The sequence below is a fragment of the Rhodococcus sp. 14-2470-1b genome, assembly GCF_002259415.1.
In the GTDB taxonomy this organism is placed as follows: Bacteria; Actinomycetota; Actinomycetes; order Mycobacteriales; family Mycobacteriaceae; genus Rhodococcoides.
In genome coordinates this window covers 150,185-176,411 of record NZ_NPFY01000008.1, presented here as the reverse complement: position 1 = coordinate 176,411, position 26,227 = coordinate 150,185, and the positions used below count along the sequence as shown (strand labels likewise).

The 26,227-nt window shown below is 64.9% G+C and carries 20 protein-coding genes; 1 reads left to right on the top strand and 19 read right to left on the bottom strand.

The annotated features are described in order from the left end of the window. Positions 1-103 precede the first annotated feature (103 nt). The 15 genes from CH293_RS05755 to CH293_RS05685 all read right to left on the bottom strand — a co-directional run bounded on the left by CH293_RS05755 (position 104) and on the right by CH293_RS05685 (position 18,473). Entirely contained in the window at positions 104-736 is a 633-nt protein-coding gene (locus CH293_RS05755) for a DUF4913 domain-containing protein (RefSeq protein ID WP_094719626.1), read from the bottom strand. Continuing rightward, complete coding sequence (locus CH293_RS05750) at positions 733-2,580, bottom strand: type IV secretory system conjugative DNA transfer family protein (protein WP_037154239.1); 1,848 nt, start codon at positions 2,578-2,580, stop codon at positions 733-735. Before CH293_RS05750 ends, CH293_RS05755 begins: the two co-directional genes overlap by 4 nt. After that, entirely contained in the window at positions 2,577-3,362 is a 786-nt protein-coding gene (locus CH293_RS05745) for a hypothetical protein (protein ID WP_037154236.1), read from the bottom strand. The genes CH293_RS05750 and CH293_RS05745 overlap by 4 nt, the downstream gene beginning before the upstream one ends. Continuing rightward, a complete protein-coding gene (locus CH293_RS05740; protein ID WP_037154234.1) occupies positions 3,359-4,834 on the bottom strand; it encodes an ATP/GTP-binding protein in 1,476 nt (491 codons plus the stop codon). Before CH293_RS05740 ends, CH293_RS05745 begins: the two co-directional genes overlap by 4 nt. Positions 4,835-4,848: 14 nt before the next feature. Then, positions 4,849-6,435 (bottom strand): SCO6880 family protein, encoded by a 1,587-nt coding sequence (locus CH293_RS05735; RefSeq protein ID WP_052058721.1) that lies wholly within the window; start codon positions 6,433-6,435, stop codon positions 4,849-4,851. A 3-nt stretch (positions 6,436-6,438) separates the two neighbouring features. Further along, a complete protein-coding gene (locus CH293_RS05730; protein ID WP_094719625.1) occupies positions 6,439-8,616 on the bottom strand; it encodes a hypothetical protein in 2,178 nt (725 codons plus the stop codon). 8 nt (positions 8,617-8,624) lie between these two features. Next, positions 8,625-9,365, bottom strand: coding sequence for a hypothetical protein (locus tag CH293_RS05725; protein ID WP_037154228.1), 741 nt, complete (start codon positions 9,363-9,365; stop codon positions 8,625-8,627). Between the two features lie 101 nt (positions 9,366-9,466). Continuing rightward, positions 9,467-9,871, bottom strand: coding sequence for a hypothetical protein (locus CH293_RS05720; RefSeq protein WP_037154227.1), 405 nt, complete (start codon positions 9,869-9,871; stop codon positions 9,467-9,469). Between the two features lie 58 nt (positions 9,872-9,929). After that, the gene (locus CH293_RS05715) at positions 9,930-10,520 is read right to left on the bottom strand and encodes a hypothetical protein (protein WP_037154224.1); all 591 of its coding nucleotides are present in this window, start codon (positions 10,518-10,520) and stop codon (positions 9,930-9,932) included. Next, complete coding sequence (locus CH293_RS05710; protein ID WP_037154222.1) at positions 10,517-12,214, bottom strand: peptidoglycan DD-metalloendopeptidase family protein; 1,698 nt, start codon at positions 12,212-12,214, stop codon at positions 10,517-10,519. Before CH293_RS05710 ends, CH293_RS05715 begins: the two co-directional genes overlap by 4 nt. 142 nt (positions 12,215-12,356) lie before the next feature. After that, on the bottom strand, positions 12,357-14,438 hold the full coding sequence (locus CH293_RS05705; protein ID WP_094684187.1) for a cutinase family protein: 2,082 nt from the start codon (positions 14,436-14,438) through the stop codon (positions 12,357-12,359). 41 nt (positions 14,439-14,479) lie between these two features. Next, a complete protein-coding gene (locus CH293_RS05700) occupies positions 14,480-15,769 on the bottom strand; it encodes a ParA family protein (RefSeq protein ID WP_094684186.1) in 1,290 nt (429 codons plus the stop codon). Further along, positions 15,769-16,425, bottom strand: a complete 657-nt coding sequence (locus CH293_RS05695; protein WP_037154451.1) for a hypothetical protein — start codon at positions 16,423-16,425, stop codon at positions 15,769-15,771. The genes CH293_RS05700 and CH293_RS05695 overlap by 1 nt, the downstream gene beginning before the upstream one ends. Positions 16,426-16,499: 74 nt before the next feature. After that, a complete protein-coding gene (locus CH293_RS05690) occupies positions 16,500-17,093 on the bottom strand; it encodes a hypothetical protein (protein WP_242640289.1) in 594 nt (197 codons plus the stop codon). Positions 17,094-17,141: 48 nt separating this feature from the next. Beyond that, positions 17,142-18,473 carry a hypothetical protein gene (locus CH293_RS05685; protein WP_242640290.1) on the bottom strand — a complete coding sequence of 444 codons (1,332 nt, stop codon included), beginning with the start codon at positions 18,471-18,473 and terminating at the stop codon, positions 17,142-17,144. A 1,124-nt stretch (positions 18,474-19,597) separates the two neighbouring features. Between CH293_RS05685 and CH293_RS05680 the strand changes: the two genes are divergently transcribed. After that, positions 19,598-20,050, top strand: a complete 453-nt coding sequence (locus CH293_RS05680) for a helix-turn-helix transcriptional regulator (protein ID WP_037154212.1) — start codon at positions 19,598-19,600, stop codon at positions 20,048-20,050. 96 nt (positions 20,051-20,146) lie between these two features. Here CH293_RS05680 and CH293_RS05675 read toward each other — a convergent pair whose 3' ends face one another. From CH293_RS05675 to CH293_RS05655, 4 genes are all read right to left on the bottom strand, one after another. Beyond that, on the bottom strand, positions 20,147-21,151 hold the full coding sequence (locus CH293_RS05675) for a GAF domain-containing protein (protein ID WP_037154209.1): 1,005 nt from the start codon (positions 21,149-21,151) through the stop codon (positions 20,147-20,149). 54 nt (positions 21,152-21,205) lie between these two features. Next, positions 21,206-22,021, bottom strand: a complete 816-nt coding sequence (locus CH293_RS05670) for an SDR family oxidoreductase (protein WP_094628099.1) — start codon at positions 22,019-22,021, stop codon at positions 21,206-21,208. 803 nt (positions 22,022-22,824) lie between these two features. Further along, positions 22,825-24,225 carry a hypothetical protein gene (locus CH293_RS27825; protein WP_141217139.1) on the bottom strand — a complete coding sequence of 467 codons (1,401 nt, stop codon included), beginning with the start codon at positions 24,223-24,225 and terminating at the stop codon, positions 22,825-22,827. Between the two features lie 44 nt (positions 24,226-24,269). Next, entirely contained in the window at positions 24,270-26,045 is a 1,776-nt protein-coding gene (locus CH293_RS05655; protein ID WP_141217138.1) for a hypothetical protein, read from the bottom strand. Between the last annotated feature and the right edge of the window lie 182 nt (positions 26,046-26,227).

Sequence of the window (26,227 nt, the reverse complement as noted above, 5' to 3'; positions counted from 1 at the left end):
GCGGGTTCGCTTCCGAGCGGTGCGCGTGCCGTATCCGGGCGGGGTGTGCGGCAGCGCAGACCGCGGTGAACTCGGGAACCCGCAGTTCAGGGACGCGGATCGGTCATGGGAAGGGCACCCAGGCACCCATTGGGGCGTTGAAGGTCCATTCGATGCCCTCGAAGCTCACGGGGCTGTCGGGGTCGGCGGGGTCGAGCGGTTCTGCGAGGCCGGAGTCGATGGCCATGTCCATGTCGTCGGCGGGGATGGTGCCTACTTCCTCGGCCGCGGTGACGTCGACGACCGGTGCCGGTGGGGCAGGCGGGGCCGGCGATGGTTCGGGGCGGGCGTCGACGTCGGCGTCGACGAACTCCTCGATGCCGTCGAGCGTGGCCGACGGCAACGGGCGATGCGCGCACCGATCGTGGGTGCAACTGTCGAAGTCCGAGATGTCACGCATACGGGCCATGAGCGGCCGAAACCATTGGGTGTGCCAGGCGGTGAGGTCGTCCCGGTACTCGTCACCGCGATAGTAGGCATCGGTCCACGCCGCCATCAGGGCGCTCAGTTCCTCGACGACGGGATCGTGGCGATACCAGCACGGCGGAATCTTGGTGCCGAGCTCGTAGCGCTCCCGCAGCCACGTGGTCCAGTCGATCAGCTCCGACCACAGGGCCCGAGCCTGCTCGGCATCGAGGTACCGCCAGGTGAACCGCGACGGCACCAACTCTTCCTGCTCGCCGCCTGGCGCGGTCACGACAGTGTCGTCCCGTCACTGACCTTGTCGAGCACCACCGCGCCGGACCGGACCTCGGTACGAGGCGCGGTGCCCGATGCCACGATCTCGTCGAACACGTTCTGCGAGCGCATCACCGCGGCACGTGACGGGTTCTCGTCCCACACCGTCGGTAGGTGCACCAGGATCGGCGGCGCGGTCCGGTAGATCAGCAGGCCTTGATCGGGGTCCATCTGACGGATCTGGGCCGGCGACATCACCGGTACCTCCCGCAGCGTCGGCCCGGACTGGGCGTTCCCGGAGGGCTGCCACTCGTACCGGTCGCCGAGCATCTTCGAGATCGCGTGCAGCTCGTCGCCTTTGAGGCCGGGCAGGATCAGGCGGGCGGGGGAGTTGTCGGCGAACATCTTGCCGGCGACCGCGCCCCAGCGGAGCTTGTTCTGCTCTTCGTTGTGGGCGTAGGCGTGGATGGTGATACCCCGGCCGCCCGAGTCCGACATCAGATCCGGCAGGCCGGGGATCGGGGCGACGTTGTTGACTTCGTCGAGCTCGAATCGGATCGGGGGATCGAATCGGCCACCGGGCAGGGTCTGCGAATGCCGGTCGGCGAGGTAGTGCACTTCGCTGGCCAGGGCCGCGATGAACGGTGCCGCGGAGTTGTCCTTGCCCTTGGACACCAGATACAGCGTGTCCGTGCCGGATCGAATGAACTCGTCGATGTCGAACGACTCGCTCATCGGCACATCGACGGCCTTGAGCAGTGCGGGGGAGGCGAGCGGGGCGAGGAGTCTGCTGGCCGCGCCGATCATGTCGTCGGAGGAGTCCGATCCGGAGTCGAGGATCTGGCCGAGTTCGGCTTCCCAGCCGGGCATCGTCCGCATTAAGATCTCGCGTGGTTCGCGGCCTTTACGCGAGTTCACCCATACGCGCAGCGTGGCCAGGTCCGCGCCGCTGATCGCGGCCGCGTGCAGGTAGCAGCGCAGCAGCACGACGGCTTTGTCTTCCCAGTAGCCGCCGTTCTTGGTGTCTCCCATCGGCATTGCCGATACCAAGCTCTGGGCGCGGCGGATCGCCACGTCCGGGTCCTGGCATCCGGAGAGGATCGACCAGCGGATCGGGTCGGGCCATCCGGTGATGTTGTCCGGATCGAAGATCGACACCCTCCCGAGCGCGGCGCGGTGCTCGTACGTCGCCGAGATCAGGTCCACTTTCGTCGAGGTCACAAGCAGGGTGCCGGGTGCGTCCATGCAGCGCTGATACGCCACACGCCAGGTCTTACCCGAGCCGGTGACGCCTTCGACGAGCATGCAGTCGTTCTGCTTGATGTAGACGATCTTGTCGGGGTCGACCATGTTGCGGCCCAACGCGATAGCGACCTCGCTCGCGTCCAGCTTCGATGCCCGCGTGCCCTTCAACGACGAACGGGTGGCGACGGCGGCTTTGCGGACACTCTTCTCGTCGATACCTGCCCGGACGAGTTCACGTCGACCGGCGAATCCACGTTGGGCCTGACCGCGGTGGTGCTGCCAGTCGTCGATCTCGGAGCTGATCCACAGTGCGACAGCGGTATACAGCGCACCGAGCACGAGAATGCACACCCAGGTCACCCACGCCGGGCCCGGCTGCGCGGTCGCCGGCCACGCAGCCGCGGGGTCCGATGGGTTCGTGACCAACCCGCGGAAGATCGCGAACAACTCACCGAAGCTGGTGGGCATCGCGATCACCTTGCTCGAGACCAGCGAGGAGACCATGCCGCCGCCGGCGACAGCGAACACCACACCCACGATCAGAGCGGCACCGACCCAGACCTCGGCCGGGACGAACGGATCGCTGGGCCTGCGGGGAGGGGATTGCATCGCACTCATCGAACTGTCCTGTCGTCGGTGGAAGGGGCACGGCGGGAGTAGCTTTCGAGCACGTGCAGCTCGGCGGCCAGACCGACCGCGCAGTCCGCGTCGGCGATCGGGTCGAGGGCGGCGAGGTTGGCTCGTAGTTGCGTGATCCGGATGTACCGGGCCACCGCGGCGGCGTCGGTGTCGGAGATCGGGGCGGGATGGGTGATCTCGTACCGCCACTGGTCGGGGAGGTAGGTCACGGTGGCCGGGCTGCGTCGACCACTGCGCTCGGTGATCGAGCGGGCGAGGTCGTGCGCGAGGCGGTACGCGAGGTCCGGTGCCCACTGTCCGAGCAGCAGCGTCGAGTTCGGCAGCGGGTCGGGCCGGGTCGAGAGCACGCACACATCCACGCCGGCGCTGCCCTGCCACTGGATCGGCAGCGCGACCTCGTCGACGGCGGCACGCAGGTAGCACGGTGCCGGTGTCCGCGCTGTGCGGACGCCGGCGCTGTAGATCGGGATGGTGGCGAGTGCGCAGGTGATCTCGCCGGGGGTGCCGGACACACAGACCTCGTCGTGTCCGTCGACAGTGATGGTGACGGTGATGCCGGGGAGACCGGCGGCGAGGGAAGCGGCGTGGCTGACGGCGAATCGTGCTGCGGCGTAGGGGGATGCGAACCGGCCATCGCTGCTCGAGCGGGTGTCGTCGGCGTACCCGGCCGGGGCCGCGGAGCTCACCCGCACGTCGATGGTGCGGGCGGTGCGAGGACGCCGGATCGGATGCGGTGACGAGGATGGTGGTGAGGTGGTCATGCGGGCTTGACTCCTTTGACGGCGGCGTCGGTGTCGGTGAGGGCGATCTCCTGAGGGGAGCGGACGTGTTCCATCAGGATCGGGTCGGACGAGCCGATCTTGACCAGGCATTCGCCCTGGCCCAGGCCCATGATGATGTCGATCGACCCGGGTGGAAGGTGATACATCTCCGCGGTCTCGCGGGCGTCGTCGAAGCGTTCCTGCGCGAACAGGAACACGATTCCCGCCTCCTGCATGAGCGCCCGGGCGGGGGAGTCGTGGGACATGTCGGAGGGGTGGTGGAAGGCCGAGACGGTGGACAGACCCAGTCCGCGAGAGAGTTTCATGTTCGACCGGAACACCGCGCCGGTCGATCCTTCGGCGACGTGCCAGCCTTCCTCGACGATGAGGATGGTCTGCTTGGACACCGACGAGCGGGCCGCGAGCAGGTTCGCCAGCCAGGTGTTGATCACGGTCATCACCACCCGCAGCGCAGGTCCTTCGGTCGGCAACGCGGAGACGTCGAAGTGCGCGAAGGGGTGCTCGAGCGCGGCCCGGACCTCCGGGGAGGTTTCGGCGTCGACGAGGCCTTTGAGGTCCCGGTCGACCAGACGCAGCAGGGCCAGGCCGGGCTCGTAGCCCCATTCGAGCGAGCGCTCGGACCAGCGGTCACCGAAGTACGTGCCGTCGTCGGTGGACGGTTCGACGAGGCGGCGCGCGAGATCCTCGAGTACCGGTGCGCGACCGGTGGCGGCGGCGTCGGCGTTGACCAGCTCCAACGCTCGGCCGACGGCGCTCTTCTCCGGTGTGGTCAGCGGGCGTTCCATGGTGTCGGCGAGGACGGCGAGCACGAGGGCTTCCTGACCGGCCGGGGTGACACCGTCGAGGCCGCCGGCGTGCTCACCGCCGGTGGTGATCGCCGGGTCGAGCAGGTTCAGTCGCGCCCCGCCGCCACCGGTCTTGAACCGGACCGATTCCACGTCGAGGGTGCGGGCGAAGATGGAGTACTCGCCCTCGCTGCCCTGGCGTTTCTTGTCGATCACCACTACCTGCCGGCCGAAGATGATCTGCCGCCACAGAAACGCGGTCTTGATCATCGAGGACTTGCCCTTGCCGATGTCCCCGACGACGCAGACGTTGATGTTGGAGATGTCGGTGCCGTAGAGCTCGAAGGGATCGGTGATCACCAGATCCTGGGAGATCCGGTTCAGGCCGGTCACCGCTCCCTGGTGGCGGGCACTGCGGCGGCTGATGGCCAGGTTCAGTGCTTCGGACTGCCTGGTGGTGCTCCACGCGCCTTCGGAGCGGGGTTCGTACCAGCCGTAGCGGTCGAGGAGCGCGAACCGACGAGGTGGCTTACGGCGGGCGACCTTGGCGGGGATCGCCTCGAGGACCGCGGCGGAGTCGCCGAGCCGCCGTCGACGTGCCGAGCGGCTCGGTTCCTGGGTTGCGATCGGTCGGGTGGCGGGGCGATGGGTGGTGTGTTGCGGCATCGAAATCTCCTGGGCTACTTGGTGTAGCGCGTCACGGCGAGACCGCGAGCGAAGGGCAGGGTGGTGAACAGGGCGACGTCGTGTGTGTCGTCCTGCCAGGTGATGGTTTTGATGGCCGATTCGTCGGCGGCTTCCTCCACGCGCATGCAGGCCCGCTCGAGGTCGTCTTCGTCGCGGCCGGTGACCGCCACGGCGAGGGAGTAGATGGTGCCGTGATGGCCCGAGCCGGGCATCAGATCCAGGCGTCGACGCCCGGACGCGGTGGCCATCACTTCGGCCGAGCCGTCGCCGATGATGCCTTTGCGGAGGGCGCTTTCCTGCGAGGCGCGGTCCTGAGTGAAGTCCTGACTCGCCGCTTCCCGGGCGACGGCGTCGGGCACGAAATCGACGCGGACACTGACGGTTCGGATCGTCGGGGACGGCGGGTTCTCGTCGTCGCCGATGTCGGGGGCGACCCCGGTCAGCAGCGGCGCGAGCCACAACGGGCCCAGCGGAATGGGTTCGATGCTCGCCGGCGGGAGGAACCCGACACGGGTGTGCCAGCGTCCGGATACCACCACCGACTCGTGGCCACCGACATAGGAGGGCCAGCAGTTCGACCACCGCGCCCCTTGGTGACGATCGAGTGGGTTCGACGGGTCGACGAACGCGCGGATCAGCGCGCAGGTGCGCTGCTCACCGAGGACCTGGACACGGCCCATGCCGGCGGCGACGAGTTTGCTCACCGCGCGCATCGTCTCGTCGCGGATCACCTGGGCGACACCGCCTTCGAATCGGGCACCTTTCCCGCCTGCCGCTCGCGCGGCTTCGGCCTCGAAGTGGTCGGTCTGGGGGAATTTGAGCACCACGTACGCCCGGTGCTCTTCCGAGTGCGGCCGGATGGTGTCGATGAGGTCGCCGTAGGACTCCACCGGTGCCCGCAGACGCATGTCGCCGAGCTGTTCGACCTCCCGCTCGACCCAGTCCTCGTGCATGGTCAGATCCGCGGGAATGGAGCGGTGGATCAGTTGCACTCCGCGGATGAGCGAGGTCTTGCGGGCCATCGAGGCGCTGAACAGACCGAACTTCTCCGATGTCGTCGCCCAGGCCGCGTCGGTGCGCAGCCCCCCGGCCAGGCCCTGCACGGACAGTACGACCGTGTAGTAGGCCCGCTCGCCGGGGTTGGCGGTGCGGACGATGAACATCTCGTCCAGGCCGGTGCCGGCGACATCGAGCGGGGCCGTCCGCCCGAGCGGCACCGGGTACTCCCAGCCGGGGTCGAGATCGGCTACCCCGTAGGCGGGGTCGTCGGCGTTGCGGTAGACGTGCTCCCCGCGACGCATCCGCGCCCAGTTCCGCAACCGGTGCAACTGCCGCGCCGCCAGGGAGGTGTCCCCGAATTCGTATGTCGAGGCGAACACCCCGACGTAGAACACCGCCACGAGCCCGACGGTCATCGCGCCACCGCCCGCGGCGAGGTAGTACACGACGCCGATGATCAGAGCCGCGGTCCAGGTGATGAGCACCGGTGCCGAGATCCCGGTCATTCCGCGGCGCGCGATCTCACCGCCCAGGATGGAGGTTCTCTGCTCGCTGTCGTGCTCGACGGTCTCGGTCGACATCGCTTACCTGCCTTCGGCTTCGGACGGAGCGGACTCGGCACCGGATTTGGCTTTGTTCATCGCCGCCGCTGCGGACTGCGCGGCGATCGGCACCGCAGCTGCCCCGGCCGAGGCGACCGTCGCGGCCGATCCCGTCGCGAGCTTTCCGCCGAGTCGGCCGGCCATGCCCATCGTCGAGCGCTTCCGTGTCGACGCCCCGCCCTTGTCGGCGCCGCCGCTGTGGGCGGCCGCGGTGGTGTGGCCTGGGGTGGAATTGCTCGACGGGGTCGAATGCGTGGATCGGGTGGCCTTGTCGACGCCGTCGCCGGAGCGGGTCGAGCGCGGTGTGACGGTCGACCCGCCTCCGCCACCACCTCCGCCGCTGCGGCTGCGGAACAGGGCCGAGCTGCCCACGCCGCCGATGACACCACCGGCGACGGAGCCACCACCGCGGCCGAATCCTTCGGAGTCGGCTTTGGTCGGCAGGATCGGTGCCCATGCGAGCATTGCCCACGGTGCCAGGCCGACGACGACCATCGAGGCCCCGACGAGCACGAGAGCGCCGAGCGAGGTCAGATCTCCCGAGCCGCCGCCGCCCGAGAGCAGAGCGTTGTTGGCCCCGGCGAGCACGATCGCGATGAGCAGGAACAGCATCGGCTTGCTGAGCACGATGCCGACGAACGTGAACAGTGGCCGCAGCGCTTTGGTCCGCCACGTCGGGTGCACCCACATGCCGTAGCCGATTCCGGCGACGCACGCGGTCAGCGGAAGCCCGATCTGGTGCATGAGCAGACCCAGGTAGACCGACATCGCGCCGAGCAGCAGGATGCCGAAGAAGACCAGGCCGACGATCGAGCCGCCGACGACGGTGTCCTTGTTCAGCGTGCCCATCGTGGCGTAGGTGTTTTCCACCATCTCGGTGATCGTGGAGCCGCTGAAACTGGCGATGCCCTCGGTGAGCACTGTCGCGAACTCGATCACCAGTTGAGCCAGGGCCAGGGAGAACAGCATCATCACCACCCCGGCGGGCATGTAGCCGAAGACGTTGGCCACCAGCTCCGATGGTGAGCCCTTGTGCCGTGATCGCATGATCGCCAGCAGTACTGCCAGCGACATGACCATGATTCCCAGACCTGTCGATCCGGCGTAATAGGTCACGAACCACTGCTGGGTGGGATCGAAGTCGCCGGTCGAGGTGAGCCCCCGCAGTACGGCGTCGGTGAGTGAGAGTGCCCCGCTCTTGGTGGCGTTGACCCAGTCGTCGATGACGGTGGTCGGGTCGGTGACGAAGTCGACGACGTCGTTCGCTGCCCCCGAGATCCAGGAGAATGCCTGCAGGTAGGCCTTGCCGAGCTTGTACTGAGGGGTGGCCGCGATGACTTTGCCGAGAGTGTCCTCGAGGCGCTCGGTGAACGAGGTGTTCTTGTCGATCCAGTTCGCGGTGCCGGCGAACAATCGTCCGATCGACAGGTTCCAGTCCTGGCAGCGGCTGGCATCTGCCCGTTCGGCTTTCGAGCAATCGACGAAGAACGCGTGCATGCAGTACTGGTCGCCCGAACCCTGCGAGCACGGGTCCGACCAGGCGGCGTCGGGCACCTTGTCGGCACCGGGCAGCGCTTTGATCGCGGTCAGCGAGTCCGCGTCCGGGCTCTGCGCCCAGGCGAAGCCCCACGTGCCCCATTCCTTGGTGCCCCACCGGGCAAGGTCCTCGGCGCAGGTTCCCGTCGGTGGGTGAAAGCTGGTGTCCCCGGCCGGAAACACCGTCGGCAGAGCGTCGGCGGGTGGTTCGGTCCCGTCGGCGACGGCCTGACGGGTGATCTCGGCCGTGGCCTGGGCCTGCGGGTCGGAGCCGACCGCGCTCGCACCGCCGAGCATGACGGCTTTGTTCTCGTCCGATGCGGTCCAGTACAGGAGCCGGTTTTCGTTCGTGAGTGCTTGGGAGATATAGGTTCCCAGGTCGCCGCCGTGGTCTGCGCAGTTACCGGTGAACCAGGGCCCGCTCCGAAATTCCTCGGTGCCGCCGATGAATTTCTTGAGATCGTCCGGGAAGTGCGCGGGCAGCCTCGAGGCCGGTTGTTGGGCGGTGACCGCCCCCGGTGCGGGGGCGGGAACGGCGGAAGGCTGGGCGAGCGCAACAGCGGATGATCCGAACAGTGCCACCAGTGCGGCGGTGACCGCGATGAGAACGAGACGGCGAATCATGTTCTCTCCTAGTCGATGTAGAAGGTGTAGTACCCGGCGGTCAGTTGACCGCCGAGCGCGGAATCAGCGGCCGGGTAGGACGCGTCTTCCGGGCGCGGGCCCTGGCGGTAGGACCAGTCCTTGGCCTTCCAGTCCCCGTCCTGCCAGACCAACGAGATGTCGGTGGTCGCCCACAGAGTGCTCACGGCGACGGTGCCGGTGTTGTTGATGTCGGACTGGGTGGTGGTCATCGACCACACCGAGATCTGCGCGGCGTCGGCGGCGAACGAGGACACGTGCACCGCGGCCGGCAGGGTGTTCATCACGTCGCTGCTCTCGTCGCGGTTGCTGCCGAGTTCGATCTCGCGGGCCAGTTCGGCGCCGGGGTCGGCGGCGATCATCGTCGAGCGGACATCGTTCATGTCGATGCGGCCCTGGCTGGCCTGATCGAACGCCTGGAGCACGTTCACCGCGGCCGTCGATGCGCCTTGGGTGTCGCGGGTGTAGCCGCTGGGGACACCGTTGTTCACCGTCGTGGGTCCGTGTACTGCGCGGATGGCATCGGAGCCACCGCCGCCGGAGTTGTCGGAGCGGCCCGACAGACCGACCACGATCATCGAGACGACGGCAAGGATCGCCAGGGCGACGGCCCCGAGAATGATCCAGCGTTTGGACCCGGACGTGCTGTCGGTTCGGCGGTCACCGGAGACGGTGCCGGTGTTGGGGGAGCTGGGGGGTTCGGAACCGACGTTGCGGTAGTCGATGGCCATGATGGGTAGCTCGTTTCTGCGGACGGTGCCCGCGTCGGGGAGGAGGAAGAGCGGGGGTCAGAGCCGCGATCGGCTATGCGCCGGACCGCAGCCGGGATCGGCTATGCGCCGGGCTGGACGAGGAGCAGGACTGCGCCGACGATCGGCGAGACAGCGGCCACTCCGCCCAAGATGATGAGCGAGAGCTTGAGATCCTCGCCCGCTTCGCTCAGATCGCTGGACATGTTGCGCTTGCGGGCCTTCCTGGAGCTGAGGAACGAGGTCAGTACCCACAGGCCGGCGAGGGCGATGCTGGCTCCCCAGATCGCCGCGAGCAGGCGCTTCCACGTCTGGTTCAGAGCGGGCCCGAACAGGCCGATGTCCGGGTTGACCCCGTCGTACGGGTTGACCGCCTGTGCGGCGGCGACTCCGCCGGCCAGGACGGTGAGCGCGGCGGTGATAGCGAGGACGCCGAGTACGCGGCGCGCTCGGTGCGAAGTGCGGGAGGTGACGGATTCTGTGTCCATCGGGGGTTCCTTTCCGAAACGGGTTGTTCTGCAGTGCCAGTGGATGTACGAGGCGGGGCTATTTGTCTTGAATGCGGCTCACCTCCCAGCCGCCGGACCCGCGCCGCAGGATCATCGCGACGACCCTCTCGCTCACCGGTGCACCGTCGATGGTTTGGGTGACGCGGTAGGACCGGTAGGCCGTTGAATCGGTCTGCGGGGGAACGGGTTCGTCGTCGGCGACGAGGTCGGGGGTCAGGACCGCGCCGCCTGCGGCCCAGTCCAGCCACTGCGCACCGGGGCTCGATTGCGCTGTGGTGGAGGTGATCTCACGTGCGTACTCGGAGGTGAGCAGCGGTGCGGTGCGGGCGGCGGCGTCGTTGGGTCCGGTGTCGACGGCGGTGTTCCAGGTGAACCAGACCGTCAACGCCGCGGTGGCCACCGAGTCCGGATCCTGCCGGTCCACCCCTGCCGCGAGGTCGGGCAGCGCAGTCGCGGCCGGCGGCGGGGTCCGGGTGGGATCGCTGCCGCTCGGCGGGGGCGTACCCGGGGTCCACTGCTGCGCCGGGATCGACGGGGCATCGGCGCCGCCGGTCTCCTGGCCACCGCACGCGGTGACAACCGTTGCAGTGATGAGGATTACGGCGAACGCGGTGCGGGTGGTTCTCATCCGAATCTCCGTGCTGTCAGGCCGCTCGCGGGCGGGGTCCAATCCGATACCTTCACCACGTCGCCGGACTGCGGTGCCTCGACGACCTTGTTTCCGCCGAGCCAGATGAAGATGTGGCCCGAGTGGGGTTGGATGATGTCGCCGGGAGCGAGCTCACCGGGGGTGGCGATCACGCGGCCGCGGCTGTCGGCGATCTGCGCCGAGTCCTGGTGGGGGAGCACGATCGCGCCGCCGGAGGCTTGCGCGACGGCGTAGAGGACCAGTCCGGAGCAGTCGAAACCGACCTTGTCGAAGTCGCCGATCATGTCCGCACGGCCGCCGCCGTCGCTGACCCCGCGTGTGGGGCCGTTGCGGTCGCCTCCGCCCCAGGCGTAGGTGGTGCCGAGCCAGCGCATCGCGGCCGCGACGACGTTCTGACCGAACGGGCCACCGGGGACGATGCCCGGTGTGGCCTGGGGGACGGCGACGGAGAACGCCTCTGCTGCGCGGCGGGGAATCTTCGCGACGTAGTCGAGGGTTTCGGCGTTCTGGCACACCCGGCCCTGCGAGAGGGTCGCACCGGGACCGCAGTTGTACATCGACAGATACAGCTCGGTCAGGTCGCCGCTGACCTTGCCGGCGGCGAGCGAGTCCTTGGCGATGCCCGCCAGCTCGCAGTCGTAGGCGGCTTGGCTCATCACCGCATCGGCGATGCTCCGGGTGTCCTTGCGGCCGTCTCCGTCGCCGTCGACGCCTTTCGCCGCCCACGTGGCCGGCATGAACTGCGCCGGCCCGTCCGCGCCGGAGCTTGCGTTGTGGGCGTTGACGTCGAAGCCGCCCTCTTGTTCGAGCTGCGCGGCGACGACCGGGGCGGTGACCTCGGGGCACACGGTGCCGGCCTTGACGATCCACGGCTCGAAGTCCGCCGGCACCGACCCCGGTCGCAGTCCGGTCGATCCGGCCGGGACACCGCAACCGGGTTTGATCGCGGCGGCAAGTTTGACCGATCGACTCGATACGCCCTGCGCCGCGGCACCGGCGGTCGGGGTCACGGCGGAGGGGCCGGCCGGTCCCGCCGCGAGAACGTCCGCGGTGGCGGTCGGTGCGGTGGCACCGGCGGCGGCGAGCCAGGCAACGGGATCGACCGGGCTCGATCCGGATGCGAGGCGCGTGCCGGGCCAGACCTCGAAATGCAGGTGCGGCCCGGTGGATTGACCGGCGTTGCCGACGGCCCCGATCGGGTCACCGGCCTTGACGGTCTGGCCCGCGGTCACCCCGACGCCGTCGTCGTTCATGTGGCCGTAGACCGTCGAGAGCGACTGTCCGTCGACGGTGGTGTCGATGATGATCCAGTTGCCGAACCCGCTGGCGTGTTCGGCCTTGACGACCGTGCCGTCGGTGGCCGCGTAGATCGGGGTACCGATCGGGGCTGAATAGTCCTGGCCCTGGTGTCCCTCGGGCTCGCCGGTCACCGGATTGGTGCGGGCACCGAAACCGCTCGTCGCCTGATACGTGCCTTCACGCAGCGGCATCACCACTGTTCCCGAGTGCGGGGCCACCACGGCCGCGCCGGCCGGCAGGCACGTGCCTTCGTCGACCGGCGGTGTGCGATCGCCCGAGAGGACACCGAACATGCCGATCGCGGCGACGGCGAAGATCAGCAACAGGCTCAGTGCGCCGGCACTGCCCTTGCTGCCCTGCTGTGATGCTGCCATCGGTGCATGTCCTCACGAATCGAAAGAATGATCAGTGCCCGCCCGGACACCTGTGGTGGTACGCGTAGTTCGGTTGTGGTGCTCTAGTTTTCGGCTGCTCTGCGTCATGCCCGCCCGGCTGCAGAGCCTGCTCGGCGGCTGGTCAGCCCCCGACCTTCTGGGTGAAGAAGTCGATGAGCCATTGCAGGGCGCTGCGGCCGGTGGAGTCGACCGTGAAGTCGCCGTAGGACTGGTGCGCACCGGAGGCGAAGAACGTCGCCGCGTCGATACCCGCACCGACCAGCTCGGCCGCGTCCCCTGCACCCGGTGACGAGGCCAGTGAGACGAGACTGCCTGCCAGACCGGCGAAATCGCCGCTGGAGGCCTGTCGACCGATCGCTGCGGACTGTCCGGTGACCTGAGTCTGCGCGCCGAGCTGGTCGGCGCTCGTCTTGGAGGATCCGGTGAGCACTCCGACCGCGACCGAGGCGAGGTCGAGCCCGATGGGCAGCAGCTCGGCGGCGGCCGCGAGGTTGCCGGTTTCGAGGATCTTCCACGCGACTTCCTGAATCGCGCCGACATCGTTGGCCAGGCGGATCACGTCGACGTTGCCGAGCAAGCTCAGCACCAGGGAGGCGATCTGCGCCGATCCGCTGGGGTCGGGGATCATCGCCACCAACGCCGCGAGCGTGTGCAGGTCCACTCCCGCAGCCATTTTCACGATCGGCGCGAACTGGTTGTTCAGGTCTCCGGCGATCTTGTGCGATCCCGCGACGTCGAGAGCGGCGACCTTCTGCGGCAACGCGATCAGGTTGTCGACGATGCCTTGGTAGTCCAGGCTCGTGAAGCCGGTCGCGACGTTGACGACCTGGTTGACCACCGTCTTCGGCTTGAGCAACGAGAGCACCTGCGTTGCCGAGGTCAGCGCATCCGGGGACACGGACTGCAACGGTGCGACCTGCCCGGTGAGCGTTGCGGCCGTATCGGTCAGGCCGGCGGTGGTGCCGGTGCCGCCCAGCACCGACGAGGCGGTGTCGGCGATCGAGGTCGCGGTGCTCAGGACTGCGGGAATGTCGATCTGATCGAGTGCGTCGAGCACCGTGGACGTCTTCGCCTCCGGCGATCCTTCCGGTGCGGTGTCGAGAGTCGAACGGATGCCGGGGTTCGCGGCGATCACCGACTGCACGTCGGCGACCGGTTCGAGGGTGTTGAGCAGCGATGTCGCCGAGGCCCCGACGCTGGCGACCTGAGACTGCGTGCGGTTGGTTCCCACCGAGTCGGGCAGGGTGGCCACCCGCTCCCCGAGAGTCGATGCGGTGTTCGCGGCACCGGCCAGATCGACGCGGGAGAAGTCCGAGACCAGCGACGACGAGAAATCGCTGACCCCTCCCGACTGCGTCGGTGTCGTCCCGGGCTGTGTCCCGGCACCGGTGACGCCGCCCTGCGCGGACGTCGACGGCACTGCGGTACTCGACGCTGCTGCGCTTGATCCGGATCCGGTCTGTCCGCCGGTGGTGGCCGGGTCGACGGGCTTGTTCGCCAGCACCTTGCCCAGACCAGCGAGCAGACCGTCCTTGCCGGCGTTCGTCGAGCAGTACAGGTCCGTGGGATTGCAGAGCTGCTTGACCACCGGGGCGAGAGAGCCGAAGCCTTCCGGCCGGACCCCGCCGATGCCCTGGCCGTCGACCTTCGGCCCGACGACGGTGCCGCCCGCGGTGCCCTGGTGCGGATCGGCGACCAGACCGACACCGAGAATCCGGGCCGCGGGAACGACGCCGCGTCCGTTGCCGATCTCGGCGGCGATGTCGCCGGCGGCGTCCGCGCCCTGGGAGTAGCCCGAGAGCAGGAACTTCGACGTCGCGCACGCCGAGGTCAGGATGTTGTTGATGGCGCTCTTGCCGGTTTCCTTGCTGTCGGCGTAGGTGCGCCCTTTGTCGAACGCCGAGGCCGCGTACGCCGGGTAGTAGACCTCGATGTCGTTGCCGTACTTCTGCTTCAGTGCGTTGCCGACAGTGGCGAGCATCCCTACCGGGGTGGTCGGATTCGCCGCGGCGTTGGTCTCCCACGTACCGGGGGTCATGATCGCGACGTACTTCGCGCACGAGGTCGCCGCCGTCGCAGCCGGGGCAGCGTATGCGGGGACGGTGCCCGCGGCCAGGACCACCGCGGAGACGACGACGGTCAGCGCCGACAGTGTCCGGCGTCGTCGTCGCCGCGGGGTGGTGTGCGTTCTCTGGCCGGTCATCGTGTTTCTCCTCGTGTGCGTTCAGCGGGGGTGGGGACGGGTCAGGCTCCGCGACGGTCGCGGCTGCGCCGCTCCCACTGCGAAAGCTGTGGGGGTGGTGCGCTGTCGGGCTGGCGGTACACCGATTGCGGGGAGTACGGATCGGTGAACTGATAGGCCGCGCCGGCTCGTGCCGCGGCGACGTTGTCGGCGACCAGGGCGGTGACGTTGGTGTAGGCCTCGATCGTGGCGGGCGGGAGGTCCTTGTAGACGATCCGGTCACCGCGGGCGAGCGCTGATTCGTACGGGGCCTGAATGAAATTGCTTTCCTGGACACCGAGATTGCGCAGATCCTCGAAGACCGCCGACGCCAACTGCGGGTTGGAATCCGGTGTTGCACAGGTCACGACGATCGTCGACGCCAACAGGTGCCCGTAGCCACGGGCGATGATGCCCTCGAGCATCTGATAGACCTGCCGGGCGATGTCGAGGCGCAGCGGGAGCGGAACGACCAGGGCATCGGAATGCTGCACGGCCCACTGCCAGCTCTCGGCCAAGGGATTTGCGGCGGTGTCGATGACGATCAGGTCCCGGTGTCGGCGCAACACCGCCATCACCGCGGCGCATTCGTCCCACCCCAAGTTGCGCTCACGGTCGGCCGAATTGTCCGCAGCGAGAATGTCTTCCATCGTCGGCTGACGCCGCAGGAACGCAGTGAGCGACCCCGACACCGCCGACGAGGACGCCAGCTCGTGTGCATGATCGAGCAGGTCCCACACCGTGAGCTCCGGATCGGTGGTGCGGGCGGCGCGATCGCCGAGACTGCCGAGCGATTCGCTGGCGTCGAAGACCGTCACCCCGTGGCCACGGTGCTTACCGAACGTCGAACCGAGCATGACCGATGTCGGAGTTTTGCCCGCCCCGCCCTTGGGGTTGATGACAGAGACCACCGAGCACCCGGGAAGAGGCTGCTGCACAACGCGAATCGACTGACGCAGTCTGACTTCGGCAGATGCAGGCTTGGGCCTCAGGTGAGTTCCCAAGGCGGCATTGAGCCGTCCCCGCAGGCCTGCTTCGGCCGGCTCGGCGGTCGGGTCTTCCTCCTGGCGGTCGAACAGTCGCGCTCGGTAGAACGCTGTGGGGTCGACATCGGGTGTCTCGACCGCTGCCAGTGCGTCCTGCCCGACCCCGTACGGGTCCGGTGCGGTGTCGTCGGCCGGCTCTTCTGCAGGCTGTTCGTCCGGTTCGGATTCGGGTCGGCGAAGACGCTGAGCGCGGAGGTTGACGGTGTCCTCGGCTTCGTACCCCGCGACGGGGTTATCGACGTCCGGGCGCGGGTGCTGTTCGGCCATCAGCCGACCTCCGCTTGATCGTCGACGAGCAGATCGGAGAGCCGGATGGCCTGCCACGGACGGTGCCCGGGAACCTCGCACCACACGGTGGCCGGATTGTCGTCGTCGATCTCGAGGCGTTCGAGGTGCACTCCGTAGCGTGCGGCGAGAGCTGCGAGCCGCGCGCCGTCGAGGTGCGGGTTGGAGATATGCAGTATCAGCCGGATCGCGGGGGCGTTGAGCTCTTCGCGTAGCTTGCCGGCGAGAAAGGCTGCCTTGCCGGCCGCCGAGTCGTCGGCCGAGGTCTGATCGCCCTGCCGGAACACCGCGTCCTTGGCGTGAAATGTTCCGTACCAGGCTGTTTCGTCACCATCTCCGACCACTGCGAAGCTCCCGCGCTCATCGCCTGCGGCGTAGAGCTCGACCAGTGGTGCGGCCGACGCCGCAGAGGCGACCGCGTCGGTGACCTGCTCGGCTTCGTTGGCACGCAATCCGTCGTAGTCGAGGTCGAGCTGCTTGTAGAGCTCTCGTTTGATCTTCTGCCACATCGACCAGTCGGTCAGCCCCGATTTTTCGGCCCAGGCGCGGATCTCGCTCGCGGTCGACGCCTCGAGGGTCTCGCGTGCCTGTCGTACTGCGGTGGCGGCCTCGGCCCATTCGCTCGCTGCATCGCTCATGTCCTGGCGTTCCTTTCGTGGTGGCTGTTCGCCGCGGTGCTGCGGCGATCTCGCGCTGTGGCGGCGGTGGGTGATCACGCTTGCTCGATGGCGGCGATGACGTAGCGACCGTCGACCTGATCGGTGGTGATCCGCTGGCGGTACTGCGTCCCAGGCCCGTTCGGGCCACTCTCGGTCAGGGTGAGGGTGTAGGAACCGGTGCGTAGCGGGTCGATGTCGAGGCAGTAGGTGGTGCCGGCCGGGACGGTGGCGATACCTGCGTCGAGGTTGGCTTCGACGTTGAACGGGGCACTCGCCGGGGCATTCGGTGAGACCAGAGCGTGCGCGGCCGCACCCGAACGCTGGACGTAGTAGGCGTGCTCGAACGCCGCGATGACCCCGGGTCCGCTGTCCTGATCACCGGCCGGCATCGAGCAATCCGGCCCGGCCGCAACGGTTGTCGGCGCGACCGAGGAAGACGTTGCAATCGTGTCGGTGGCTGTCGTGTCCGGCTCCGAGTCGCCACCGCTGAACAACGCAGCGGCGGCGACAGCCACGCACACAACAGCCCCGATGGCCGCGACCGCGCGTCGGCGCGATCGCGGCACACGGGGCGAGCTCGACGGCACCCCTGATCGGGCGGGGCCGGTGGCACTGGCAATCGGAGATGTCGTCGAACGGCGCATCATCTGGGAAAGTCCTTCCTGGCTGGTCCAACTAGCTGGCTGTAGGGCGAATCAGGCGGGCGCGAACGCCGCCTGCAGGCCGCCGAAAGCGGCAGTGGCCTGTTCGACCAGAGGAGCTGCAGCCGACTGCACCGTCTCGAAGGTCTGAGCCACCTGCGGCTGTTCGAGGGCCTTCGAGGTGAAGCCCTGCACTGCCGAGGCCGCCGGTGCGGTCCACACCGACGCATCGCTGACGGCTTTGTCGACGATCGGAGCCGCGTTCTGAACGGCTGTGTCGGCCGCCGCGAGAAGCTGGCGGCCGTTCGGGTCGGCCGCGAGAGTGTCGCGAACCTGCCCGATGGGGCCGGGGAGATCGACTGTCGCGGCCGGCGGGATCGTCGGGGCGCTGTCGGCAGCCGGGGGAACCACCACAGGGGCGGGGGCCGGCTCTTCGATGATCTGCTGCTCGCCGCCGAGAACGGTGGCACCGAGAATGCCGCCGATGACAGCGCCTGTGCCGGTCAGGCCCAGCACGATCGGTGCCGACAGTGCTGCACCGACGCCTGCTCCGGCAAGTGCGGCTGCGCCGGGGATGAAGACCCAACCCACCGGTCCTCCCCAGACGACCGCACCGGTGCCGGTGGTAGCGGCGACTCCGAGTCCGCCGCCGATAGCAGCAGCGGTGCCGGTGATCACTGCGGCCGGGACCACCGATGCCGCGAGGCCGACAGCGCCGCCGGTGATGACACCGGTCGCGGTACCCGCTGCGATCCGGTCGGCGCGGGGCGCGTCGGCGAATCCGTTGTTGACGAGCCAGTTTCCGCCATCGGCTTGTATCGCCTGCAACGTGTTGTTGGTACGTGTGAGCAGGTTCTGGTCGACGATGTTGGTATCGACCGGCACCAACGTGCCGCCGGCGATGAAGGTTCCGGGCGGGGCCTCGATCGGGGCGATGACCTTGCGCTGCACCGTCGGGACCGGCGGCGGTGGCGGCGGAGTCGCCTGCAGCGCCGGGGGTGCTTCGCTCGGGGCAGCCTGCTGAGCGGGGGCTTGGTAGTAAGTGTTCTGGTAGTTCGAGGACTGCTGGTTACCGGCCAGGTAGTCGTCGTAGCTACGCGACGGGGTTTGCTGCACCTGTGGTGATGGCTGGTAGCCGTCCAAGTACTGGCGCGGTTTCGGAGCTAGCGGCGGCGGGGTGGCCGGTGCCGTCTGGGGTGTGCTCGTGACCCCCGGTTGTGATCCTCGAGGACTGGTCACTCCCGGCTGAGATGGTGCAGCCTGCGCGGGAGCGGCCTGCATGGTCAGGCCGGCGATCGTCACCGCGGCCACGGCGGGCAGCGATTTCATCACCCGCCCTCGCTTCTTGGATGAGCGGTGGTGTCCGGTGCCCTGTGATGCTGGCATTGGTGTCGATCCCTTTCTGGTGCGACCCGGTGATCGGGCCCTGCTGGTGAATGCGATTGCGAAGCAACCGTTCTGGCGACAATTGGTTATAGGTGGCGAGAGGGTTGAGAAGTGGATGGGTGCGTGCGATCCATAGGTTGTGGGCCAGTCACACGCACCCATCACGTGCTGGGGCCTCAGAGCCAGCCGAAGACCACCGGCCAGAACCAAGGCTGCTGGAAAATCCACATCGGGTATCGGAATCCTTTCTGTGCGAATGGGTGTGACTTCGAGGGGTGATGTCCCGGCGGGGCCGCCCAGCGCTGAACATGATGAGATGCGCTCGCTGCGCGACCCTCGCGCCGGTCCATCGGTCGAGCTGCAGGGCGTCGGGGGGCCTGTAGCTCACGAGTGGGACTATCAGCGAAATCCCACTCGAGTCGGGTTGCAGTCCGAACTGGCAGGTCTACGGCTTGCGGGTTGGCATGGACCGCTCATTGCACGATGTGGATGGACCCCATTCGGCTAGCAGGGCTCCGTCGTCACCGATGTATTGGTGGCGACCGGAATGCACGTGGTCGAGCGAGCATGCAAACAAGTCGCCGTGTGTCCGATTTACGACGATTGACGCGCAGAACTGTTTCTGTGAGAGAACATTTGGCACCATCGCATCCCGTGCGGCACTCACTTTGATTCGCCCCCGTAACCTCGGCGAAAGCAGCGATGTCGGGTGAGTGCAGCTGCCGTCGCACCTCGTCTGTGATGGCCCAACGCTGAGCTTCGACGTTGGTAATTGCTGGTCTCAGCCGTCGACGGCAACTGTGATGCGGCAAGGGCGAGCGACGCGAACATGTGGAACTCCCGACAGGAATGATCGGACGGATTCTGTGAACAGACCGACCTGATGTCCCGCGCTACAAGCAGTGCCGAGATAGACAAGCACCGAGGAATCCCTTTTGGGCGCGCATCAGGACTGTAGAACAGGTTCGGTACACCGCGCAATTGGTTCAGCGGCGCGGAACTCAGATATGACTGAAGCATGATTGCAACAATAGTGCGCAACGATAAAACGCACAATAGAACGCGGTCGTCGCCGATCGAGGAAAATGGGACTGTCTTGCAAGATCGACAGGGAGTTGGGGACAGTGCCGCGAAGCGGAGTTCGTGGATTTCGCGCCGACCGGTTGCGCGAGCTACGGGTGCGCGCGGGGTTCAGTGCCGACGACCTCGCGGCTAAAGTCGGCGCGACCAGGCAGGCGGTATCGACATGGGAGACGGGGCGCTCAACGCCTCCGCCTGCGACGCTTGGCCGAATTGCGAACGCACTGCACACGTCGGTCGCGGCGCTGGTTCCGATCCCGGAGTCTCAGCTGAAATTGTCCGACCTCAGGGTGCACGCCGCGCTGTCCCAGGGCGACGCGGCGCAGCTGCTCGGGTTGTCGACCACTGTTCTCGCCGACATCGAACGGGGGCGCAAGCCCGAGAGCGAGGAGCGCATCGAGTCGTTTGCCGGTACGTATGGGGTAACGCCTCAAACGGTCGCAGCTGCATGGAGTCGAACTCGCGAAGCCCGCACGACACGCGCAGAGTCCTTGTAAAACTACGCAACTATAAAACGCAGTCAGGTCCTAAGGGATTCCATCTCCCTGAGTCCGCAAAGGTCTCTGTGGATCCATAGGAATCCGCGAGATTATTTACTCCTCGCACAATTCGGTCAGAGTGACGAGTGCGGCCGTGGTGTGCTGATCGAGTGAAACTAAAACCGCGTCGATTGTCATCGGCTTCCAATTTCTGTCAATAGTTCTGAAGCGAAGCACGCCGTTGGCGCGTTCGCGTGCGAGTGTGTTCGACATTTGCTTCGCAATTGGTACGTCGTCCGGATGAATTGCAGGTACCGGTTCGTCAGGAAGGTTTTCCCAGCAGATATCCGGTGCGGGGTCAGAGTTGTACCAGCGCAACAGGTTGAGCGTTCTGAGGTTGACCAGTGCGCGGTACTCGCCCTCCTTGGTGGAAGCCTCCAGAACGCGATGCTCAAGAATTGTAGGTGGGGGAGCGATATTGATTTCCCCTGCGGGGCCGATGTCGTGGGTGATGCCCCTCAGGATGACTTCGGTGCCCGAAACCCCGTCTTCGGCAATCATCCGGCACGAGAAGTGCGCGGCCCGAAGTTCACCGTCGTCCCGCCTCACTGTCCAGACCGCTTGGTGAGTGGTGCCCGGCGCTGACTGCACGATCTTGGCCATTGCTTCGCTCTCGTCACGGTTGGTGACAAGTCGGGTGAACGCGCCCGCGAGTGCACGCTGGGTCTCGCGCTCGTCTTGCGGAACGCGGTAGAGATCGAGCAGGTCGTTGCTACCACTTGCCGTGCTCTTGGTGAGGTTGAACTGCCACGCCCCGGCGGCGTCTCGTGGTGGTGGAGTCTCGTCGCGCTGACCGAGCCACACCCACGCACCGTGCGTACGGCCGGCAAACGTTCGCAATGGTTCGGCCAGTACTCGCCTGTTGCCGTCTTTGGATAGCCGATCCACCATGGCTTCCGCAGAAAGTGCCTCCGCTACCGCGGCCCCTGCCTCTTTCCGGCTGGCGGAGCTGCGGAGAACGTTACGAGGAGGAACGAAGGATTTGGGTGAAGACCCAACTCCGATCACGGACGGCTCTGCGTCTCCGAACGTCTCGATGAGAATCCAGCTGTTCGACATGGTCGACCGACCCCCGCAGGTCTAGTTAGATGGTTGTCTGTGTTCGATGGCTTGTCAGTGCCTTCGCAATGCCTGGACCGCAGGCAGAATCTTGGTGTAGTGAGGGCCGAGTACGCGTGCGGTAATGTCCACGAGTCGGGCGTCCTGCCCGATTGTCACTTGCGGCTTGCCTTTCCACGCTCCTGCGATGATCTTTCGAGCAGCGTCTTCGGGTGCGGTTCGGGCTATACGGCTGTCGAAGAGCTCGGCAGTGCGGCCCTGGTCGACGCTTGGTGCCGACCGTGCTGTTCTGGCGATCGATGTCTTCAGCCCGCCGGGGATGACACATGTCGCGCGGGCGGTTCGTGATGCCAGCCGCAACTCCTGATTCAACGCCTCGGTGAAGCCTCGAACGGCAAATTTGGACGAGTTGTATGCCGAGTAACCTGGTGCGGACACAACCCCGAATGCAGATGAGACGTTTACAATTCGACCTCTGCGCGAGTTCAGAATGTCTGGCAGGAAGGCACGAGAACTATTCACCACACTCTCGAAGTTAGTTGCCATCACGAAATCGAAGTCAGCTGGGGGAGTATCGATGACGTCGCCGCTGTAAAGAACGCCTGCGACATTGAAGACAGCATCGATACCGCCGAGTGCATTGCGCGAAGATGCCGCCCACGAGTTGATCTCGGCCCGGTCGGCGACGTCGACATTGGCCGCGCTTGCGATCTCGGTTGTAGCGGCACATCGAGACTGTGTGTCCAGGAGTGCGTCGTAGTTGTTGTCCGCGAGAGCAAGTGACCAGTTCTGGCCCGCTAGCCGCAGTGCCACTTCACGGCCCACTCCCGAACCCGCGCCGGTAACCGCTGCTTTCCATGCCCCTGGCATCTGCCTGCGCCTCCCGCATCTCGCTACCCTCAGTAACTAGGTACCGTAACGAACAGATCGCGGCTGCGCTAGCAACCAGCTGGTCTGTGATCCCATTTGTACCGATCTGTCGTGATTTCTGGGTTGCGACTGTTGGTGAGCGAAATCGAAGCGCCCGGCCGCGCACCTTCGGTCAGCTAATGCACCGTCCGGTCGTGATCGCAGGGGAGGTCGCCACGCCTGAGGTAGCTGAGGTGAATCCCGACTTCCGCTGCGGATCGATCAGCAGGCCTCCATCGCAAACTCACTCGCGCCAACGGGACTGACTGCGGTGAGCGCAACAAGACCGTTCCCTGCACGGCTTCGTTGCACAACAGCACTGCGCGACGGACTGCCAGCGTCGCTGTGATGAGTGAGCCCTGAGCCAGTTCGATTCCACCGTAATCTCGTCGCATGGTGCTATCACCACTGCGTGGTAATCATAGTGGTGTCTTCGACCGTCGAACCGTGCCAACCGACGATTTCTCGGGAGGAGCAACCGATCACGAACGCTGCCGATGTTCCGGTGTAGTGAAGGCGGTGACCCATTGCCGACTCGCGCCCTCATACAATGTTTCCTTTACAAAGGATTGCAGCAGAGTCAAGACCGGGCCGCTCCAGTGACAATTCTCGGATTTGTCAACGAATCTGATTGGGAGATGAAGCTATCGGGTCAGGCATGGCTAAACGTCGCGGCGTGAGGAGCGGTGGAGTCGGTGGACCTGGCGTGGATTGCGATCGATACCAACAAATTTTACGATGTACGACCGAGGCGTGCACCTGAATCAGCAATTGAGTGTGCTACGGATATTTGCTCGGTAGTACTGGAACTCAGCATCGCTAATTACCGACCTCTCAACGATGAGGGGGTGTATCCCGGATTCGTTCAGCAGCAGAATTTTTAAGACCCAATCCAACGACATTGACACCGAAATAAGTAGCCTGTAATGACGATCACGATGTCGATTTCCCACGAATCTGCTTATCTGATGGGCCATTGTGTTTCGCGCAAAAGTTACAAGGTCCTGCCATGATTCATGTGGCGCAATGTCAGACTCTGAAAAATCCGAGATTATCCCTGGAGCTGTTGTAGCAGCTTTTGTCGCCAAACGGTTCATCCTGTCAGAAAAGGTCATTCTGCCGAAACCCGCCAAGCTGTCGGTCAGGCTTCGTTCGATGTCCGCGCGAGCGGCAGGCGTTCCTAGATCGTCAAACGCGCGAAGCCCTGCGGACCGGGCCGACCTGCGGATCGTCTTTCGCTGTCCCTCCGTCAAAACGAGCTGCTCGTTGGTGTCGCCGAAAAGACGGTTGTCCAGGCCTTCGGCTACAGCACACAGAACGAGTACATTGGCCTCAACCACATCATCTCGGCCAGCGATAACGGCATCACCCAAGTTTCCGATTTTCTGCCAGACGCTGAGCCAGTGAACCAATACTTCTACCGTAAGTGCCTCTAGAGGTATAAAAGTCCGCATTGGGCGGGACTCAGTGTCGCGTTCCTCGGTCAGCTTGACTGCTAGCAACGGCCCGTCTACATCGGCTGAGACGGAGATTGAGGAAACACGCGGTTCACGTCGGGTGCATAATTGCACCAAGCCTGCAATCGCGTTTGAAGCGCTCATTCTCAACTCAAGCAATGATCGGGGCGAGCTTGAGACGTACTCGAATAGCAGACGCCCGGCGGTGTCTTCGATGACGGTGAACGAAATACCCTCAGCAACAGCGTATTTACCTGACGAGTCAGCGGCCAGGTGGTCCCAACCCCCAGGGATGTCTACTGAGAAGCGAATCGAGTGAAATTGATGTTCCGGACCAGTCAGATGCGCACCGCGGACAGTCGTTTGTACTGTCGCGCGTTGCTGGGGCGACCGAGGTGGCCACAGCGGGGACGACATAATCCGTGTATCGAGGAGGGTGAGTGCGGTTCCGTCCTCTAGAGTCCCGTGAACTGTCACCGGCTCAAAGTCAGCGACGGCATCATCAGGATGGGGTGCGCGAATGGTGGTTGCGCTGGAGCCGGTTGTGTGCCGAAGCTGGGACCGGCCGGGTGTGATCTGCCCGTCGACGGTCAAGAGTGCTTCGGTGCCGTCGCGGTATTGCAAGCTGGCGCGTACCGAGTTTAACGAATCGCTGGCCAACCAGAAGGTCCCTCTGAGTGGCTGCGGGTCAGTGTCGTTGTCGCTCAAGGCGGCTCCTTGGATAGCGGGTGCAATGTCTGTCAGTGATGAGACTAGTCTCCGACTGTATCGACGGACTTATTGTGCGGTAGCTTTAACCCGTACTGGCGATGCCGGTGTCCGCTTCTCCTCCACCGAATCGAGAATGCCACGAGAAGAAAGGCTGTAAGCGCGAGTGCGCCGAAATATATAAACAGCACCAGGGGCCCACGTCCCCCTAGTGTGTCCGACGCAAGCGATACCAAATCCTTTGACCATTTACTCTGTCTTTCAAACGTTCGGATCGATTCGCTAATGCGAGGCATTAAAAACATAACTACTACGAGGAAACCGGACGATGTGATTGCGATCGAGCGTCGAGTCTGCATTCTGGAGTAGCGCGTAGAAACTATGCTCTCAAGAATTTTGACGCGGTCAAGTAATCTTTCATAAAGAGTGTCAGCAGAATTTGAGGAAAGTATTGCATTTATTATGTTCTCGTCATCCGGCCCGTTCAATAGATTTCTTCGATACTCTTGGAGGCCTACTGCCAGCATTCCCTGTGAGGCGAACAGTTTCTTGTCACGAACCGTGGCCGTAGATGTCTCGCGATCGACCTGCTGCAGCTGGCGAATTTGTCGAACGGCTGATTCGATCGGAATGAGTTGCATCAAGTCTTCCCGATAGTCCGGCTCATTCGCGGCCCAGTTTGCATAGATTGCGCTACCTGCAGATACCCAAAGCTCCCGGTCTGAGACCTTCAGTTTATTCGCGAGTAATTCTGACACTGTGTCTGCGTTTAGAGGTACAGCTGACGTCGCCCTGAGCGCAGTCAGCGCTAAATCGTGGCGATGTCTGTCCTTTGCGGCTTTGCCCTCGCACGCACACACCGGTGCCCCTATCGACAACATGGTGTAGGAGCTCCAATCGTTGCGCCCACCACTGCCAAAAACCGATCTTATCGCATCGCGATAGATCTCGAACACCGAGTGAAAAGTCAGCTGGGCTGTGTCGCTGGTGCTAAGGGCAATCCAGCCGACACCTTCGCGCATGAGATCATTCGATTTGGACCGTTGGACTCCGTTTGCGCTGCAATAGTGGTTGTAAATTGGCGCAGCAATGTTGACGGTGTCGATTCGGTTAAGATCGCTCACCATGCAGTTTCGCATTTCTTTAAGGTCCAGGGCGGTTGATACGGCAGACGCAAGAGTGAGAATGCAGACGCCGGACGTGTGGAGCAGTAGTGAGACTTCGATGACGTCTTGGCCGACTAGAAAGCTCGTGTATGGGACCTGTCTCATCTCGACCCGGATGTAAGGGATCTTGTCGAAATAGCGTGGAGCGTATCGATCACGTTCCGCGAGGTTGCGTATCGATGCCCACGCCTCAGATCGTGATTGACTCAGGCGCAGTTCCTCTTGCGATTTATCCAGTTTAACGCTCAAATCCTCAATTTCGCCTGTTGTCTTTGACGTTTCCTCGGTTGCGTTTCCTGATCTGAGCTTTTGAAAATATCCCGAAGATGCAACCTTGAGAGATAGCCAAAAATATCGGCGAAAAGTCGAAAGTGTAGACAAGTCTCCAGATTTGAGTGCGTGTTGCAAGGTCTTGATCGATTGAATATCACGTAAAATTATTTCCGTCTCGATATGGGACTTGCTGAATCTGACTTCATCCGAGATTGGTGATGCCGCGCTTTTGCCCAGGTTCTTTAAAAGAAGTTGATCGGCTAATTTTTCTATATTCAGACCAGGGCCGAGGTCGAACGAATACGAGTAATACACAGCCCGACCTCTTATCGCGATGTCGTGGGGTCTTCTTGCCGGTTTGACGAGAGAGGATATCTTCATCGGTTGATCGTAGTCGACTGCTGTCAAGCAGCTGGGTAAGTTGGGGAACTGGGGTGGGATGGTGCATGCGTTTTTCGCGAGTTGCTTGGCTTTGAATGTTCTGCACAGTCGCTGAGCAGTGTGCCGGGCTTCCCTGGCTTTGGTTAACATCTGATCTGCGAGGATCGTTCCTCACAATGGAA